The sequence below is a fragment of the Bradyrhizobium sp. McL0615 genome (assembly GCF_049993905.1).
Lineage (GTDB): Bacteria > Pseudomonadota > Alphaproteobacteria > Rhizobiales > Xanthobacteraceae > Bradyrhizobium.
On sequence record NZ_CP188254.1, the window covers coordinates 3668354 to 3685435 of the forward strand.

Sequence of the window (17082 nt, forward strand, 5' to 3'; positions counted from 1 at the left end):
TGATAGCCATTTTCCTCTAGAGGACGATACTGATGCGGCCGTGCGGACGCAGTCCTTCGCTGCCGAGCAGGCAGCGCTTTTCCCTGATGCGCAGGCCGTCACCGTTGGTCGTCAGCCGGTAATTGCTTTTCCCGAAATAGAGATCGGTCGTGCCATCCTTGGTCCGCAGCGTCTGGAACACGCAGCTGACCTCCATTTGCTCATCGCTTCTCCCGTGGATCCGTACATTGCCGACGATCCTGCTGGTCTTGGAATGCGGAAATTCGGCATGCGCGGTGCGCTTCATCAACCGTTTCACCCGCTCGCCGAGCCGGACGCGGTCGTCGGCAATGTAGAACAGGTTGGTGTCTGGGGACGCATCGGGAGGCAGGTCGGTACAGGGCACTTCGTATTTGGCGTCTTCAGTGAATAGCGTCAGCCATTCTGGCAGCCGCCATTGATCGAGCAGGTCGGCTTCGGCGAACAGAAAGTCCTCAACATCGGAACGGGTTACGGAATGCATGGCGTGCTCCTCAGGCGGCTACGCCCTTGATGTGGGGGATCGGCGCGGGAAACATCTGCTTGTTCCACTGGGTCCAGAACGCGCGCATCTGAAGTTCGTCATTGTGCGAGGGCTTGTCCTTGCCCATGCCCTTTGAGATGTCGTTCCACAAGGCTTCCTTCGAATTCTTGAATCCACGCTGACAATGCTCGAGCGCCTCGGCATCGTCAGGGGTGGCAAATCCTCCGGGGCCCAGGAATTCGAGGAAGTTATTGAGGCGGTATTTGCGCGCCCACGCCGTTTCGTCGTTCGGCGCCAGCGCCCAGGCGTTGATGACCATGTAATCGGGGGCCATGGGAAAATAGGTCCTGACCGTCAGGGCCATGATGTCGTTGACGACGAGGTTCGGAAAAATAAAGAGATTGCGGTTCTTCAGCGCGATTCGGTCAGCGCGCTCCTTGCCGTAGAGCTGGACCAGCTTGTCGTACTGCCTGGCGATCTCGGTCTTGCCGGCCTCGCCCCAGCCCGGAATCCATTGCGCGACCGGTCGGCCCCAGGGCGCGGCATATTCCAGAACCGCATGCCCGTTGCCGAGATCGTAGCCGAAGCCGCCGCCCGTGCCAGCGCTCATGTTGTCGGTCGAATTCATCAGAATGTCGAAGTAGCTCGCGTGCGTGGTCATCGCATGGTAGCCGTCGATGCTGTTCTCGGTCAGCAGCTTCCAGTTGGCGCGGATCGAATATTCCTGACTGCCCGCGACGATCGACATGCCTGCGTCGGTCTGGTCGCAGATCACGTCGAGGTATTCCTTGGCATTGCCAAGGTAATCCACCAGCGGAATGATATTCGGATCGAAGGAAACGAAATTGAAGTTGCGGTAGCTTTCATAACGCGGGACGGCCTGCATGTTCGAGGTATCTCGGCCCTTGAACCCCTCGGGATAGGATTCTTCGCCCGGCTGGCTTCGCAGTTTGCCGTCCGCGCCGAATACCCAGCCGTGATAGAAACACTGGAATGATTTGGCATTGCCCTTGCGCTCGCGACAGACCTGAGCACCGCGATGCGGGCAAGTGTTCAGCAGCGCCCGGAGCTGCCCCTTGGCATCTCGCGTAAAGAGAATGCTTCGGCCTCCAACCGAGCGGCTGATGAAATCGCCCGGCTTCGGCAATTCGGAGGAATGCCCGAGATACAGCCAGGACCGATCGAAGATCTTTTCCTTCTCCGCTTCGTAGATTTCATGATCGACAAAGTTGCGGCGCGCGACCTTGAAGACCCGTTGGGCCGGATCAATAAGCAGGGCCGGCTGGGCGTTTTCTGCTTTCATGTCATTTCCTTTCTAAGACGCAAGTGAGCGCTTCAACTCAAAATTCGGGTTTTCAAGATCGCTTCTGCAAACTGCCTTTCGCGATGCGACGAGGCGGCGCAGAACAGACATGTCGCGGGCAGAGTTGACGGCGATGCCTCCGACGACCTCGTTGTCGCGGATGCTCAGCGTCGTAAAACGGCCGCCGGCGACGTCGCCCCTGACGATCTCTTCGCCACCGCCCGGATGCCCGACGATCTGGATGTTGGAATCATATTGATCGGACCAGAACCAGGGCGGCGCCTCGTAGGCCGTGGCTTCGCCGGCCATGTTTTTTGCGGTGGCGATTGCCTGATTTTGTGCGTTGGCCCAGTTTTCGAGTCGCATCCAGCGGTCGTGACATCGGCTCCATTGTTCGGCGACGTCGCCGGCCGCATGAACGCCGTCTATGGCGGTAGCGCCCGATGTGTCGACCTTGATGCCATGAAGGGTCGTCAGTCCAAGCTGGTGAGCAAGATCTACGGACGCCTCGACGCCAATCCCAACAAGGACCATGTCGGCAGGGATGAGCGTTCCGTCTTCCAGCTCGATTGCGCCGACGGTTGCCCGCTTCACGGAAACGCCGCACATGATCTTCGCGCCTTTGGCGACGTGCAGTTCTTGCGCAAACCGGCTCAGTGCTGGCGAGCCAGCCTGGGGGAGTAGGGTAGCGGCCTTTTCGAGGACCACGACATTGCAGCCGCGTGCGACTGCGGCGGAGGCAACCTCAAGGCCGATGACGCCGCCTCCAACGAGAACGACATTCTTGCCCGGCTGCAGCGCGCGCCGCAGGGCCAACGCGTCGTCCATGCAGCGGAGATAGCTAACGGGTAGCGCGCCACTCTCGACTTCAGGCATTCTGCGAGGGTGCGTGCCTGTCGCCAGCAGCAACTGGTCGAATGCAAACGCCCTTCCGTTTGCCAGTCCGATCTCTCGCCGGTCGATATCCGCGGCGACGACGCGGGAAGATGTCGACAGGGTGACGTCGAGTTCGGCCCAGTCGTTCTGAGTCCGGATAAACGCCGGGTTGGGCTCGCGGTCGAGCAAGATCGACTTCGATAGTTGCGGCCGCTCATAGGGAAGGTGTGCTTCCTCACCGATCAAGGTGATCGGCCCGACATGACCAGCCGCTCGCAGTGCTTCAGCCGCGCGGCCTCCTGCCTGTCCGGCTCCAACGATCACGACGCGTGTCTTCGCAAGGTCCACCGCGTTCGCTCCCTCGCGGCGTTGCCAAAGCCGGCCGCCGTCATGACGCTTTCAAAAGACGCCTTGACTCCAAATTAGAAACAATCAATCCTGTTTGTAAAGTAAAAACTGTGGCTCGGGATTTCCAAGCAAGGCGGCTCCCGATCGACGCATAAGCTCGCAAAGAGCAACAGGGAGAGACGCGGTGGGCGCTGTGATCGATATTCACACCCATGTTGTGCCTGCGCGACTGGCTGCCGATCCCAAGCGGGACCGTCGGTGGCCGAGTGTTGAGTTGATGGAAGGCGATCAGGCCGCGGTGATGATTGGCGGCAAGATGTTCCGCAAGATCGATGCGCGGTCCTGGAATGTCGGCAAGCGCCTGTCGGACATGGTCGAGGACGGGACCGACATGCAGGTACTGTCGCCGATGCCGGAGTTGCTGTCGCACTGGCTGCCGGGCGATGACGCAGAGTTCCTCGCCGATGTCATAAACGAGCAAATCGCGGGCATGATTGCGGAGGCCCCGCGGAACTTCGCGGGTATCGGGATGGTCTGCATGCAGGACGTTCCGCGCGCAGTGCGCCAGTTGCAGAAGGTCAAGTCACTCGGTTTCGCGGGAATTGAGGTTGGCACCCATATCAATGGCGTGGCGCTCGGAAGCGAAACTCTATTTCCGCTCTATGAGGCTGCCGAAGGGCTGGATCTGGGGGTTTTCGTGCATCCACTGCACCCAGCCGGCATGGAACGGATCGGAGCGAGCCCGGAGTTTGCGGCGACGGCGGTCTTTCCGTTGGAAACCGCGCTGGCGTCCGTGTCGCTGCTCGCAGCCGGAATCACGGAGCGATTTCCGCGATTGCGAGTACTGCTCAGCCATGGCGGCGGCGCGCTGTCGTGGATATTGCCTCGAATGGACTTCGGATGGTCCCTCGGGCTTAAAGGCCAAATGACGCAGCCGCCGTCGAAGTCCGCGCGTCAGTTCTGGTACGATACGATTCTTTACGATCCGGCGTCGCTGTCGTTCCTAGCGAATGCGGTGGGTGCTGATCATATTGTTGTCGGATCCGATTATCCCTTTTCGATCAGGCAGAAGCAGCCGGGCCTCTTTGCTCTGCGCGCGCTGGGTAGCGAAGCTGTTCTGGCCGACAATGCGCTCGCCTTCCTGGGCCGCAATCATGACGTGAAGATACTGGATCGCGCGGAAGCACCGAACTCCTTTTCAATGCAGGGGAGACGCCCAGGTGGTTGAGTGCCGGTCGCTTCCACAGATGTGTCTGCTCGGTCCCATGCCGCCGCGGACACCCGGCCGCAGCGACGCGCAGGTGCCGTCGGATGCGAGCCGGGGTGAAAGCAAGTACGGCAGGATCGCATTCGTCTATTTCTATCAGGAGGGTGTGAAGGCCGATCCCGTTTTCGGCCTGCTGGATATCGAAATCGCGGTCCAGCGTCGCGGTCCTGCGGCATTCCAGTTCGAAATCTATTGCATCGGGGATGGTTATCAAAGTGGCCACGGTTCGAGCAAGCCGCAGCCGTTGGCGATCGAGTTCCGGAGCGGTGCGCGTACCGTTGCAAAGGCGGTGTGGCGTTATCCGAACGTTCTCAATGGCCACATGGATGCCCTGACATTCTCGGCGCCAATTGAACTGACCGATCGCGATTTTGCGGAGATCGACAGTGTTTTGCTGCCGTCGGTCAACGCCGAGGCGACGATATGTCTGGAGTGAGCGTTGCGCGCATGTAGTCCCTATCAAGGCCAACATACAAGCTCGGTCTAACGAGCGAAATCGACCAAACAGGGGAGATCGTCATGAAGCCAATTACCCGTCGCTCGGCATTAGCCGGCATCGGTGCCGCTGCATTCGCATTGGGTCACTCCAGAAAATCGTACGCCGCCAAAGACTACGACGTCGGCGTTACCGATACCGAAATCAAGCTCGGCACGACGTCGCCCTATAGCGGTCCGGCTTCGGCCTACGGCGTTTATGGTCAGGCGCAAACCGCCTATTTTGAAATGGTCAACGATCGCGGCGGGATCAATGGCCGCAAGGTCAATCTGATCTCACTCGACAACGCGTTCAGCCCACCGAAGGCCGTCGAGCAAACCCGCAAGCTCGTTGAATCCGAGGAGGTGTTCGCCATCGCCGGATTCCTGGGCACGCCGCCCAACGCGGCGGTCTCCAAATATCTCAATTCAAAAGGTGTCCCGAGCTTGTTTCTCACCTCCGGTGCGGTGCGCTTCAACGATCCCAAGGGCTTCCGTTGGATCGTCCCGTTTTATCCTTCCTACGTCTCTCAGGGAGCTGTATTCGGCAGGCAACTCCTTAGAACGAAGCCGAACGGAAAGATTGCGGTTCAGTATGTCAACGACGATCTTGGCCGCGATTACCTGCGGGGGTTGAAGCTGGGGTTGGGCGCTCGCGCCTCGGAAATGATTGTGAAGGAAATTAGTCACGAAATGACCGAGCCCACGATCGAGAATCAGATCGTCGAATGCAAAGTAAGCGGCGCCGACGTCTTCGTTCAGTTGAGTGCGTCCAAATTCGCTGCGCAAGCCATCCGCAAGGTCGCGAGCCTCGGCTGGCAACCGACGTTCATCATCAACTCGAATTCGGCCTCGGTCGGCGCGACGTTGGTTCCCGCCGGCCTCGAGAATGCGAAGGGGTTGATCACCGCGCGCTGGGAAAAGACGGTCACCGATCCGGCGGAGGCTGATGATGATGGCGTCAAAGGCTACAAGGCTTTCGCGCAAAAATACATGCCGCGGCTCAATTTGGACGATGCAACCGCGATTCCCGGTTACAACAACGCCGCGGCGATCGAGCACGTGTTGAAGCTCTGCGGCGATAATTTGACGCGCGAGAACCTCCTCAAGCACGCGACCAACCTCAAGGGTTACACGCCGCCGCTCATTCTCAATGGTGTGAAAATCTACAACTCTCCGGACAATTACGACGCGTTCCACAATATGCAGCTCGCGCAGTTCGACGGCAAGCAGTGGGTCGGCATAGGCGAAATGATCTCGCTCGAAGACCTCAAGATCCTTTCGGAATAAAATCGCCAAGGTCGGGAGGGCGGACAAGGAAGAGCGATAGTGGGTGTGGAGCTATCGCGGCGGCCACGCCTGCCAACGTAGAGATTCAGAAAATATCTCGACGGCAGGCTGGCGCCGCTGGGACGGCTCGTATTGCTCGAGATTGTCGTCGAGGACTTGTCCGACCAGGGCTTGAAAGTACTTCTGATCGCGTGGATCGAAACGGTGCATTGGGCGGCAAGCGCTCTTCGGCCCGTCACTGAGGCGCTTGCCCGGGCGGCGGTGACTGCACGTGCAACCAGACGTGCAGATCAGATCGTCCCGTCGCTTCCAAGTGCCCTGATGGCGCCGACCGAGGGGTGTGACAAAAAGAAACCGGAAGGCCGAATTGTAAGCGGACAAATAGTATGCTAGTGTACGACATAATGATCCGCTGAAATGGGCAAAACGGGGGAGTGAAACATGGTCCGCAAGTTTGGATTGGCGGCCGCGGTCGCCGCAATTGCGTTCGGAGCAATCAGCCAGCTGTCGGCCGCGGAGAAGAAATACGGTCCGGGCGTCAGTGACACCGAGATCAAGCTCGGCCAAACGGTCCCCTATAGCGGGCCGGCGTCGGCGTTTTCGAGCTACGGCCGCGTGATGACCGGCTACTTCAAGATGATCAACGAGGCCGGTGGCATCAATGGCCGCAAGATCAACCTGATCTCGCTCGACAACGCGTTCAGTCCGCCGAAGGCGATCGAACAGACTCGAAAACTGGTCGAGGATGACGGGGTGTTGGCCGATGTCGGTACCGTCGGCACGACGCCCAATGTCGCGATCCAGAAATATCTGAACGGCGCCAAGGTGCCGCACATCTTCGTCTCTGCCGGGGGCCGACGTTTCGCCGACCCTCAGAACTTTCCCTGGACCGTGCCGATGTATCCTGGCTTCGAAATGGAAGGCAAGACATTCGGGCAATACATCCTGAAGCACAAGCCGTCGGCCAAGATCGGCGTGCTCTATCAGAACGATGACTACGGCAAGGATTTCCTGGTGGGCCTGAAGGCAGCGCTCGGTGACAAGACCAAGATCGTCGCCGAAGTCGCCTATGAAATAACCGAACCAACCATCGACTCGCAGATCGTTCGCCTGAAGGATTCCGGTGCTGACACGTTACTGTATTTCTCGACCCCAAAATTCACCGCGCAAGGGCTGCGCAAGGTGAAGGAGACGGGCTGGACGCCGCTACAATTCCTTGCCAGCCCGACCAATTCGGTCAAGACAGTGCTGGAGCCGGCTGGCTTCGATAACGCGCAAGGCATCATTACGACGCAATTCACCAAGCAAGCCGGCGATCCGGCTTGGGCTAGTGATGCCGAAGTGACAGAGTATGTTGAATTCATGAAGAAGTGGGTACCGAACGACAATCCCGGAGATTTCGTCGCCCTGTCCGGCTACGTCAACGTGCAAGGCATCGTTCAGGCGATCAAGCAATGCGGAGACGATTTGACACGGGAAAATCTCCTGAAGCAGGCGACAAGCATGAAGGGTGCGCGTTTCAAGATGATGCTGCCCGGCATCCAGCTCAACACCACACCGAACGACTATGCGCCCTATGAATCGCTGCGCATGGCGAAATTCGAGGGTTCTTCCTGGAAACTGATCGATGAAGCCGGAACGTCAGCTTCGGCAAAGTAACGGTATTAGCTCGGAAGCAGTTTTCGCGAAGATGAGTTACTCTGCTGCGGCTGTCATCGGATCCGGATCAATCGCTTGCCTGTATTTTCGCCTCGATAGAGGCTGGCAATTGCTCCGGGCGCCTGTTCGATGCCCTGGAGGATGTCTTCGGAATAGCGCAATCGACCCTCGCGGAGCCATTGCGCAAGTCGCGCGATAGCCTCTTCGAACCGATGGGCGTAGTCGAAGATAACGAAGCCCTGCATGCGTGCGCGCTTCACCAGCAGATGACGCTCGGCGCGCGGTCCACTGGGCCAGGGAGTCCAGCTTGAGACCGAGGCGGTTCCGCAAATGACCACGCGAGCGCCGACGGCGAGATGGCGCAGAACCGCGTCGCTGATCGGACCACCGGTATTGTCGAAATAGAGGTTGGCACCATTGGGGCAGACCGCAACGAGCGCGGAGTCGATATCGTCGCTCTTGTAGTCGATCGCTGCGTCGTAGCCGAACAACTCGCGGCACTGGGCGACTTTGGCCGGTCCGCCGGCTATCCCGACCGTTCGACAGCCGGAAATCTTCGCGATCTGCCCGACCGCCGAGCCGACCGCGCCGGCGGCGGTCGATACCACCACGGTATCGCCGGGGCGCGGAAGCCCGACATCCAACAGCCCAAAATAGGCGGTGATCCCGTTGATGCCGGTGACACCGAGCGAGAGCGAAAGCGGAAGGTCGTCTTCTCTGATCTTTCGCGTAACGGCGGCAGGCCCGACGGCGGCGAATTCCTGCCAGCCGAACATTCCCATCACTTTGTCGCCCGGCCTAAAGTCGGGATGGGCCGATTGCAGCACCTCACCGGCGGCGAATGAGCGCATTACCTCGCCGATACGGACCGGCTCCGAATAATTGGCTACGTTGCTCACCCAACCGCGCATGGCGGGTTCGACCGAGAGATAGATATTCTGCACCAGCATCTGGCCGTCGCGCAGGTCGGGAACGTCGGACTCGATGATCTCGAAGTGATCGGCCTGAGGAATGTCGGTCGGCCGGGATTTCAGGATGACCTGACGATTGCGATTGTTCTTCATGAACCGACGGTTCCAGCTGAGATATGGTGGGGCATTCGATTGCTCGACACGGCAATTGCTCGACACGGGAGGTGACGCGTGGATCGATAGACGATCCGCTTGCATTGATGCTCAACAATAGTACATATGTGTACGATGTCGGGCAAGGGTGTCATGTCGAGGTGGATCCAAAAGGGCGGTGCCGTTCAATCGTTGAAAAACCAGGGAGGAGATCAGATTGAGGGGCAATTTTACTCGGGGTATCCCCGCCGTTCTCGTTCTTCTGGCCGCGGCTTTTTCGGCTGCTGCTGCTGCTGCTGCGGAACCCTATCCCTCCCAGCGCCTGACGCTGATCGTACCTTTCCCGCCCGGCAGCGCGACCGACAGTGTCACAAGGCATCTGGCCGAAAGCATTCGTTCAGCGACCAACGTCCCGGTGGTGGTCGAGAACAAGCCGGGTGCGGACGGCAATCTCGCGGCACTCGCCGTTCTGAAAGCTGAGCCTGACGGTTATACGGCGTTTGTGACGACGAATTCAACGCAGGCGGCGAATGTCAGCCTGTTCAATTCGTTGCCTTACGATCCCAAAACGGACTTCGCGCCGGTCGCGGGCATCATGACCATACCGATGATGCTGACGGTGAAGCCGGATTTTCCGGCCGGAACCGTCGCCGAATTCGTCGAGGTGGCGAAGAAGCGCCAGAAGCCTTTGTCCTTTGGCAGCGGCAACACATCCAGCAGAGGCGCGGCCGAGCTCTTCAGGTTTCGCGAGGGAATCGATCTGCAGCATGTGCCATATCGGGGCATGCCGCAGGCTTTGACCGATTTGATGGGCGGGCAGATCGATTGCGTATTCGCCGATCCTGCCAGTGCGCAGGGCCTGGTCCAGGACGGCAAGCTGCGGGTGCTGGCGGTGACGAGTTCGAAGCGGCTCGAGACAATGCCGGAGCTACCCACCATCGCGGAAAGCGGATTGCCGGGCTATGAACTGACGGCCTGGGTGGGGGTTTTCGTGCGAGCCAAGACGCCGACCGAAATCGTCACTCGACTGAACAGTCTTGTCACCGCGTTCGTCAACAGCCCTGAAGCAAGAAAATATCTGGTGGCCGTAGGCGCGACGCCATTTCCCTCGACACCGCAGGAACTGGGCGCCTTTCAGGAAACAGATACCAGGCGTTGGGCCGAGATTGTCGAGACCGCGAAGATCGAAAAGAAGTGACGCAGGTCAAGCCGCCACTTTAGCACGGCCGTGATTCCGGGCGGCGCAGGCTAAGCCGCTTTCTTGCCCTTGCGCGATTTAGTCTTCTTTCCGAAATCTTCCTCGCGGTGGGCCGGAAGCGTGGTTCCGTCCGACATCGCAAGCAGATTGCGCTTCATCGCCAGTAGCGCGTCCGACGTCGCCTCCAGTGCCTTCCGGTCAATTCCCTGGGCGATCTGGGCATTGAACTTGTCGGTCTCCTTGCGGAGCTTTTCCAGAAAGCCGCGGGCCTGCTTGGTGACAAAGACGCGCTTGACGCGGCGGTCGACCGGATCTGCCTGTCGAAGCACGAAGCCGGAAGACTCCAGCCGATCGATCAGCGCCCCTACGCCAACCTTGCCGACGTCGAGCTCGTTGGCGAGCTGGGTCTGCGGAAGTCCATCCTTGCGCGAAATGAATGCAAGCACCCACCACTGCGATCTCGTTATCCCAAGCGGGGCGAGGGCGCGGTCAAACATCATCCGGCGCAGCCGGGAAACATCGTGGATGAGGTAGCCTAGTCGGAGATCCCAGTCGGGCAGGTCGACCATGTTAGTTTATTCCCTCGAAAGAATTCTGATACCGACCGCGCGCCGATCTGAGTGTTTCGACTCATACCATACACAAGCGTATTTTTAAAGGAATGAACTTGCGGCGGACCGGCGGCCGCGCCTCTTTCGGCGCGGCATGCTGTAAAACGGGCTTGATTTAGCTGGTTCTGGCTCGAATCCAGTGCGCCGGACATCGCCGAGCCGGAACGAGTGCGATTTACATATTAGGTACATTAGTGTATCAATTTAGCCGGAGCGGCCCGATTGGGGGTGCCGTAACGAGTCGAATAGCAGGATTGCTGTTTCATGTTCAACCGAGACCTCCTCCAGGGAAAGCGCATCCTCGTCACCGGCGGCGGCACGGGGCTTGGTAAGGAGATTTCCCTGGGCTTCGCCGCCCATGGCGCGCATGTCTTCATTTGCGGCCGCCGGCCCGAAATTCTCGAACAAGCGGCTGGCGAAATTCGCGCGCGCTCGGGCGGGCGGGCCGACGCACTGGTCGCCAATGTTCGAGATCCCGACAGTATCGAAAAGATGATGGCGGACATCTGGTCCACCGGACCTCTCACCGGTCTGGTGAATAACGCCGGCGCCAATTTCCTTGCCCCGACCGAGACGTTGTCGCCCCGTGGCTACGAGGCGATCCGGTCGACCATCATGGACGGCTCGTTCTACGCAGCGCAGGGATGCGGGAAACGCTGGATTGCCGCAGGCCTTCCCGGTGTGATCGTCAGCAATCTCGTCACCTGGGTCTGGACCGGCTCGGCCTATGTGGTGCCGGCTGCGATGGCCAAGGCCGCGGTCCATGCGATGACCATGTCGCTCGCGGTCGAATGGGGGCCGAAGGGCATTCGCGTCAACGCGGTGGCGCCCGGTCCATTCCCAACCGAAAATGCCTGGGACAAGCTCAATCCGCTGGCGGAGACCGGCGTCGGCGCGACCCAGGCAGACGAGGTTCCATTGCGCCGGTTCGGGAAGATGGATGAGTTGCGCAATCTCATGATCTTCCTGATGTCGGATGGCTGCAGCTACATCACCGGCGACACCATCAGTATCGATGGCGGGCACCATCTGGCGGCGCCGAGCACGTTTGCGGGGCTTTCAAAACTTTCGCCGGAAGACTGGGAGCGGGCGCGGGTGGCCATTCAGGCATCCACGCGCAAGGAAAAGGAAGGCCGGTCGGCCTGACATCAACAAGCCTGAACCGCCCGGGAGAGACGCAAATGGGTCTGGCAATCGCGACCACGAGCTTCGAGTGCACAATCGGTGGTGGGCTCGCGCATATCGTTCTCAATCAGCCCGACCGCGGCAACCCGATCGACGGCGACTTCTGCCGCGAGTTCAACCTTTGCATGGCAGAACTGAGCGAGCGTGACGATGTGCGGTCGGTACTGATTTCCGCGCGCGGAAGGCTGTTCAGTGTCGGCGGCGATCTCGCCGCACTGGCATCGCGTGGCGACGCGCTGCCAGTGACGATCAAATCCTGGACGGCGGACCTGCATGCCGCCATCGTGCGGATGGTCCGGATGCGTGCGCCGGTCGTCATTGCCGTACAAGGCAACGTCGCGGGCGGCAGCGTTTCGCTGATGGCCGCGGGCGATCTGGTGGTGATCGGCAAATCGGCGCGCATTTCGTCGGCATTCGCCAAGATCGGCTTCACGCCGGACAGCGGCTCGACGACGACGGTGACGAGACGCATCGGCGTCGCCCGCGCCCGACGCTTTTTCCTGCTGGCGGAAACGATGGACGCCGACGCGGCGCTGGCGGCAGGGTTGGTGGATTATGTCGTGAGCGACGACGCGGTCGTTGCCGAGGCAGAGAAGATCGCACGCGAACTGGCTTCGGGCCCGACCGAAGCCTATGGCGGGATCAAGCGCCTGTTCCTGCAGACGCTCAACCGTTCCATCGAGAGCCAACTGGAAGACGAGGCGCAAACGCTTGCCGCGATCTCGCGAACGGCGGATGCCCAGGAGGGCGTAAAAGCCTTCAGGGAGAAGCGCAAACCGAAATTTGCGGGACGATAGCTCTATTGATCTTTGTAGGTCGGGTCGCGCTTCTCTCGAAATGCCGCGACCGCTTCCTGGTGGTCGCTGGTTTCGAGCAGCATCACCTGCTGACGGTCCTCGATCATCAGCGCGGCATCGATGCCGGGGGCGTCGATCAGCGCATTCAGTGTTTGCTTGGTCAGGCGCAAACCCATCGGCGAGGCGCGGGCCATTTCGGCAGCGACGGCAAGGCCGGTCTCCAGCAATTTGTCGTCGGCAACGATGTCGCTGACCAGTCCCACCGCCTTGGCTCGATCCGCGCCGAGAAACCGTCCTGTCAAAAGCAGTTCCGATGCCACAGAAAGGCCGATCAGCCGCGGCAGCAGATAGCCGGATCCCATGTCGCAGCCGCCGACGCCGACGCGTATGTAGGCGGCATTCATCCGCGCTGCCGGTGTGGCAAAGCGTACATCGGAGGCAAGCAGCAGCGAAAACCCGGCGCCGCATGCCGCGCCTTGAACTAGTGCCACGATCGGCTGCGGGCAGATTCGCATCAGCCGGATGATCCGCGAGTAGCGCTGCTGCATGTCGAGCTGTCGCTGCGGACGACCCGCGCCGGGCGCTGCGAACGCGTCCGAACCGAGCTCGGCCCCGGCGCAGAACGCCCGCCCGTTGCCGCGGAGGATCACGATGCGCGTGGTCAGGCGATCGTGCAGCCCCGAAAAGTAGGCGATCAGTTCGTCGGCCATCGCGGGTGTCACCGCGTTGAGGGCATCCGGCCGGTTGAGGGAGAGGATTTCAATGGCGTCGCGCTGCTCGACGGTGATGGTCGTGAATTTGTCCATGACGTTGCGTTCCCTCGGGCAATCATTCGTCGCCGGGACAACAGGATGTCACGGGGCGGTTTGGATGGCCATCATAGGCCGGTTGTTCCAATCGTGCGGCCTCCGGCTTGTGGCGAGGTGCCGCAAAGCGCTTGCGAAACAGGATACACCATATCATAATATAGTGTACTAATTTTGACGGCGCGGAGTGGCCCGCCGGTCCGTCACTGTCGGAGAGCACGATGCCGTACCAATCAGTCTTCAGACCGGATCTGTTCAAGGGCAAAACGATCATCGTCACTGGCGGTGGCAGCGGGATCGGCCGTTGCACCGCACACGAACTGGCGGCTCTCGGTGCCAACGTTGCGATCCTCGGCCGGACTGCCGAAAAACTCGCGGAGGTGAAGGCTGAGATCGAGGAGGACGGTGGTCGGGTTCTCACCCATGTCTGCGATATCCGCGACGAAGCCATGGTGATCGCGGCGATCGACGCCGTGCTTGATGCCTACGGTCGCATCGACGGGCTTGTGAACAACGCCGGCGGCCAATATCGCGCGCCGATGAAAACCATTTCGACCAAGGGCTTCGAGGCCGTGGTCCGGAGTAACCTGACCGGCGGATTCATTTTCATGCGCGAGGTCTACAACCGCTGGATGGAAGCCAATGGCGGAGCAATCGTCAATATCATCGCCGACATCTGGCATGGCTGGCCCGAGTTCGCCCATTCCGGCGCAGCGCGCGGCGGCATGCTGACGCTGACCGAAACCGCGGCGTGCGAATGGTCTTCCTCGGGCGTGCGCGTCAATGCGGTCGCCCCAGGCGGCATCGTGTCTAGCGGGTTCGATACCTACACGCCCGAAATGCAGAAGAAGCTGCATGATTTCACGGCCGGCGTGCCGCTGCAGCGGTTCGGCACCGAGGCCGAAATTTCGGCGGCGATCGTGTATCTGCTTTCGCCGGCTGCCGCCTACGTCACCGGTTCCTGTATCCGCGTCGATGGCGGCACGCCGAATGCGCGCAACACGTGGAAGCTCGAGCCGCACAATCGCAGCGCGCCCTTTGAAGGCTTTCATCGCTCCAGGCTCCCGGAAGCATTGAAGAAGGCGCCGTGACGCCAGTCGGGCAAGCGTCGAGACGATATCGTACGCGTGTGTATAAATGTGCGGGGTGAGGAAAAGAAATGGCCGGACTCTATTTCGAGCAGTTTTCCGTCGGACAAACCTTCGTCCACGAGATCAGGCGGACCGTCACCGACATGGACAACATCCTGTTCTCGTCGCTGACCTATAATCCAGCGGCCGTGCACATCGATCACGAATACGCCAAATCGACCGAATTCGGCAAACCGCTGATGAACTCGATCTTCACCCTCGGCCTGGTCATCGGCCTGTCGGTGCAGGACACTACGCTGGGCACGACGGTCGGAAATCTCGGCATGGAAGACACGAAATTTCCGCGCCCGGTCTTTGCCGGTGATACGATCAGGGCGGAAACGAAGATCCTGGCGCTGCGCGAGAGCAAGTCCCGCCCGACACAGGGAATCGTGACCTTCGAGCATCGCGGCTTCAATCAGCATAATGAGGAAGTCGCCTATTGCCGCCGCATGGGCCTGATGATGAGGCGTCCCGCATGAGATTGCGTTCCCTTCTGTTTGTGCCCGGCGACAGCGAACACAAATTCACAAAGGCATCGGGCATCGGCGCCGACGCGCTGATTCTCGATCTCGAAGATGCCGTGGCGCCGCCGCGCAAGGCGCTGGCGCGCGACATGGTGAAAGGCCTGCTTGCCGGCCCGGCGCGCGACTGGGCGTTTCTGGTGCGCATCAATCCGCTCGGCAGTGGGCTGACGCTCGAAGACCTCGCTGCGATCGTCCGTCCCGGCCTTGACGGCATCTTGATCCCGAAGGTCAACGGCATGCAGGATATCGAGCTGATTTCGAATTATGTCGACGTGCTTGAGGTCGCCACCGGCGTTACGCCGGGTCACGTGAAGCTGCTGGTGGTTGCGACCGAGACGCCGGCCGCCATGATCGGCTTTGCCGGTTATGTAACGCCAAACCGGCGCCTGATTGCGATGACGTGGGGTGCGGAGGATCTGGGCGCGGCGCTTGGCGCACTCTCGAACAAGGAAGCCGACGGCAGCTGGACGTTTCCCTATCAGGTGGCGCGGGCACAATGCTTGTTCGCTGCCGGCGCGGCGGGCGTCATGGCGCTGGACACGCTGTACGGGGATTTCAAGGGTGAGAAGGGGCTGGCGGAAAGCTGCCGGATCGCCCGCCGCGACGGCTTTGTCGGGCGGATCGCGATACACCCCGCGCAGGTCGCGACGATCAACGAATGCTTCACGCCGTCGGAGGCCGATCTGGCGCATGCGCGCCGCGTAGTGGCCGCGTTCGCAGCGCAGCCCGATGCGGGAACGCTCGGGATCGACGGCAAGATGTATGACATGCCGCATCTGATCGCAGCGAAACGCGCGCTCGCCTCGGCCGGGGAGGAGGCCACATGAGTGCATTGGCCAATGAGTTCGAGCTGGGGGACGATCAGGCGGCGATTCGCGAAGGCGTGCGCGGCGTCGTCACACGGTTTGGAGATGATTACTGGCTGGCGCGCGACGAGGACGGCAAGTTTCCGTTCGAGTTTCATCGTGCGATGGCCGGCGCCGGCTGGCTCGGTATCACCATGCCGGAAGAGTATGGCGGCTCCGGCCTCGGGGTGACCGAGGCTGCGATCATGATGCATGAAGTCGCCAGCCATGGCGGCGGAATGTCGGCGACCTCGGCGGTGCATATCAATCTGTTCGGACCGCATCCGATCGTCGTCAAGGGCACGCCGGAGCAGAAGGCGCGCTGGGTCCCGCGGCTGGTTGCCGGCGAGGATCAATGCTGCTTCGGCTTCACCGAGCCGGATGCCGGGCTCAACACGACCCGGATCAAGACGTTTGCGCAGAAAGTCCCCGGCGGTTATCTCGTCCACGGCCAGAAGGTCTGGACCTCAACCGCGCAGGTCGCGAACAAGATCATGCTGCTGACCCGGACCACCAAATATGAGGATTGCAAGCGCCCGACCGATGGGATCACGATCTTCTACACCGATCTCGACCGCTCGAAGATCGATGTTCATCGTATTCCCAAGATGGGCCGCAAGTCGGTCGATTCCAATGCCATCTTCATCGACGGCCTGTTCATCCCGGAAGCCGACCGGATCGGCGAGGAGGGCAAGGGCTTTTCCTACATCCTGCACAGCCTCAATCCCGAACGCATCCTGATTGCGGTCGAAGCGATCGGGATCGGCCAGGACGCGCTGCGCCGTGCCGCCAAATATGCAAGGGAGCGCGTGGTGTTCGACCGACCGATCGGCCAGAATCAGGGCATCCAGCATCCGCTCGCGGAGAACTGGATGTATCTGGAGTCAGCCTGGCGGATGGCTCTACGCGCCGCCTGGCTCTACGATCACGACAGGCCCTGCGGAGCCGAAGCCAATGCGGCGAAATTCCTCGGCGCCCGCGCCGGCCACGACGCGGCGTGGCAGGCGATCATGACCCATGGCGGTTTTGGATATGCCAGGGAGTATCACGTCGAGCGGCTGTTCCGCGAGGTCTCGATCACGCGGTTGGCGCCGATCACCGAGCAGTTGATCCTCAGTTTCATTGCCGAGAAGGTGCTGGAGTTGCCGAAGAGCTACTGAGAAGTTTCACGAAAGTTGGCCTCATGGTTCGAGACGCGCG

Annotated in this window: 17 protein-coding genes; 11 read left to right on the forward strand and 6 right to left on the reverse strand. The window is 60.5% G+C overall.

The window, feature by feature from the left end; genetic code table 11:
• Nucleotides 1-16 precede the first annotated feature (16 nt).
• Genes ACPPVP_RS17290 through ACPPVP_RS17300 form a run of 3 tightly spaced genes read right to left on the reverse strand, consistent with a single transcriptional unit; the run spans nt 17 to nt 3029 of the window.
• Nucleotides 17-502 (reverse strand): aromatic-ring-hydroxylating dioxygenase subunit beta, encoded by a 486-nt coding sequence (locus tag ACPPVP_RS17290; protein WP_426536343.1) that lies wholly within the window; start codon nt 500-502, stop codon nt 17-19.
• Nucleotides 503-512: 10 nt separating this feature from the next.
• On the reverse strand, nt 513-1805 hold the full coding sequence (locus ACPPVP_RS17295) for an aromatic ring-hydroxylating oxygenase subunit alpha (RefSeq protein ID WP_426536345.1): 1293 nt from the start codon (nt 1803-1805) through the stop codon (nt 513-515).
• A gap of 12 nt (nt 1806-1817) precedes the next feature.
• Nucleotides 1818-3029 (reverse strand): NAD(P)/FAD-dependent oxidoreductase, encoded by a 1212-nt coding sequence (locus ACPPVP_RS17300; protein WP_426536347.1) that lies wholly within the window; start codon nt 3027-3029, stop codon nt 1818-1820.
• A gap of 184 nt (nt 3030-3213) precedes the next feature.
• On the opposite strand from ACPPVP_RS17300, the gene ACPPVP_RS17305 reads away from it, so the two are divergent.
• From ACPPVP_RS17305 to ACPPVP_RS17320, 4 genes are all read left to right on the forward strand, one after another.
• Nucleotides 3214-4257 carry an amidohydrolase family protein gene (locus ACPPVP_RS17305; RefSeq protein WP_426536349.1) on the forward strand — a complete coding sequence of 348 codons (1044 nt, stop codon included), beginning with the start codon at nt 3214-3216 and terminating at the stop codon, nt 4255-4257.
• A complete protein-coding gene (locus tag ACPPVP_RS17310; protein WP_426536351.1) occupies nt 4250-4732 on the forward strand; it encodes a hypothetical protein in 483 nt (160 codons plus the stop codon). The genes ACPPVP_RS17305 and ACPPVP_RS17310 overlap by 8 nt, the downstream gene beginning before the upstream one ends.
• An 83-nt stretch (nt 4733-4815) precedes the next feature.
• Nucleotides 4816-6060 carry an ABC transporter substrate-binding protein gene (locus ACPPVP_RS17315; RefSeq protein WP_426536353.1) on the forward strand — a complete coding sequence of 415 codons (1245 nt, stop codon included), beginning with the start codon at nt 4816-4818 and terminating at the stop codon, nt 6058-6060.
• A 441-nt stretch (nt 6061-6501) separates the two neighbouring features.
• Nucleotides 6502-7719 carry an ABC transporter substrate-binding protein gene (locus ACPPVP_RS17320; RefSeq protein WP_426536355.1) on the forward strand — a complete coding sequence of 406 codons (1218 nt, stop codon included), beginning with the start codon at nt 6502-6504 and terminating at the stop codon, nt 7717-7719.
• A 53-nt stretch (nt 7720-7772) separates the two neighbouring features.
• Here the strand turns inward: ACPPVP_RS17320 and ACPPVP_RS17325 are convergent, their stop codons facing one another.
• The gene (locus ACPPVP_RS17325) at nt 7773-8783 is read right to left on the reverse strand and encodes an NADP-dependent oxidoreductase (RefSeq protein ID WP_426536357.1); all 1011 of its coding nucleotides are present in this window, start codon (nt 8781-8783) and stop codon (nt 7773-7775) included.
• Nucleotides 8784-9000: 217 nt separating this feature from the next.
• On the opposite strand from ACPPVP_RS17325, the gene ACPPVP_RS17330 reads away from it, so the two are divergent.
• A complete protein-coding gene (locus tag ACPPVP_RS17330) occupies nt 9001-9981 on the forward strand; it encodes a Bug family tripartite tricarboxylate transporter substrate binding protein (protein ID WP_426536359.1) in 981 nt (326 codons plus the stop codon).
• A 50-nt stretch (nt 9982-10031) separates the two neighbouring features.
• Here ACPPVP_RS17330 and ACPPVP_RS17335 read toward each other — a convergent pair whose 3' ends face one another.
• Nucleotides 10032-10550, reverse strand: a complete 519-nt coding sequence (locus ACPPVP_RS17335; RefSeq protein ID WP_426536361.1) for a MarR family winged helix-turn-helix transcriptional regulator — start codon at nt 10548-10550, stop codon at nt 10032-10034.
• A gap of 306 nt (nt 10551-10856) precedes the next feature.
• On the opposite strand from ACPPVP_RS17335, the gene ACPPVP_RS17340 reads away from it, so the two are divergent.
• Together ACPPVP_RS17340 and ACPPVP_RS17345 are read left to right on the forward strand one after the other, a co-directional pair.
• Nucleotides 10857-11738, forward strand: coding sequence for an SDR family oxidoreductase (locus ACPPVP_RS17340; protein ID WP_426536363.1), 882 nt, complete (start codon nt 10857-10859; stop codon nt 11736-11738).
• A 35-nt stretch (nt 11739-11773) separates the two neighbouring features.
• Nucleotides 11774-12574 (forward strand): enoyl-CoA hydratase/isomerase family protein, encoded by an 801-nt coding sequence (locus ACPPVP_RS17345; RefSeq protein ID WP_426536365.1) that lies wholly within the window; start codon nt 11774-11776, stop codon nt 12572-12574.
• A gap of 2 nt (nt 12575-12576) precedes the next feature.
• Here ACPPVP_RS17345 and ACPPVP_RS17350 read toward each other — a convergent pair whose 3' ends face one another.
• Nucleotides 12577-13380: an enoyl-CoA hydratase/isomerase family protein gene (locus ACPPVP_RS17350; RefSeq protein ID WP_426536367.1), complete on the reverse strand. Its 804-nt coding sequence runs from the start codon at nt 13378-13380 to the stop codon at nt 12577-12579.
• A 221-nt stretch (nt 13381-13601) separates the two neighbouring features.
• Between ACPPVP_RS17350 and ACPPVP_RS17355 the strand changes: the two genes are divergently transcribed.
• From ACPPVP_RS17355 to ACPPVP_RS17370, 4 genes are all read left to right on the forward strand, one after another.
• Entirely contained in the window at nt 13602-14471 is an 870-nt protein-coding gene (locus ACPPVP_RS17355) for an SDR family oxidoreductase (protein WP_426536369.1), read from the forward strand.
• Between the two features lie 68 nt (nt 14472-14539).
• A complete protein-coding gene (locus ACPPVP_RS17360) occupies nt 14540-14992 on the forward strand; it encodes a MaoC family dehydratase (RefSeq protein ID WP_426536371.1) in 453 nt (150 codons plus the stop codon).
• A complete protein-coding gene (locus tag ACPPVP_RS17365) occupies nt 14989-15864 on the forward strand; it encodes an HpcH/HpaI aldolase/citrate lyase family protein (RefSeq protein ID WP_426536373.1) in 876 nt (291 codons plus the stop codon). The genes ACPPVP_RS17360 and ACPPVP_RS17365 overlap by 4 nt, the downstream gene beginning before the upstream one ends.
• On the forward strand, nt 15861-17042 hold the full coding sequence (locus tag ACPPVP_RS17370; protein WP_426536375.1) for an acyl-CoA dehydrogenase family protein: 1182 nt from the start codon (nt 15861-15863) through the stop codon (nt 17040-17042). The genes ACPPVP_RS17365 and ACPPVP_RS17370 overlap by 4 nt, the downstream gene beginning before the upstream one ends.
• Nucleotides 17043-17082 lie beyond the last annotated feature (40 nt).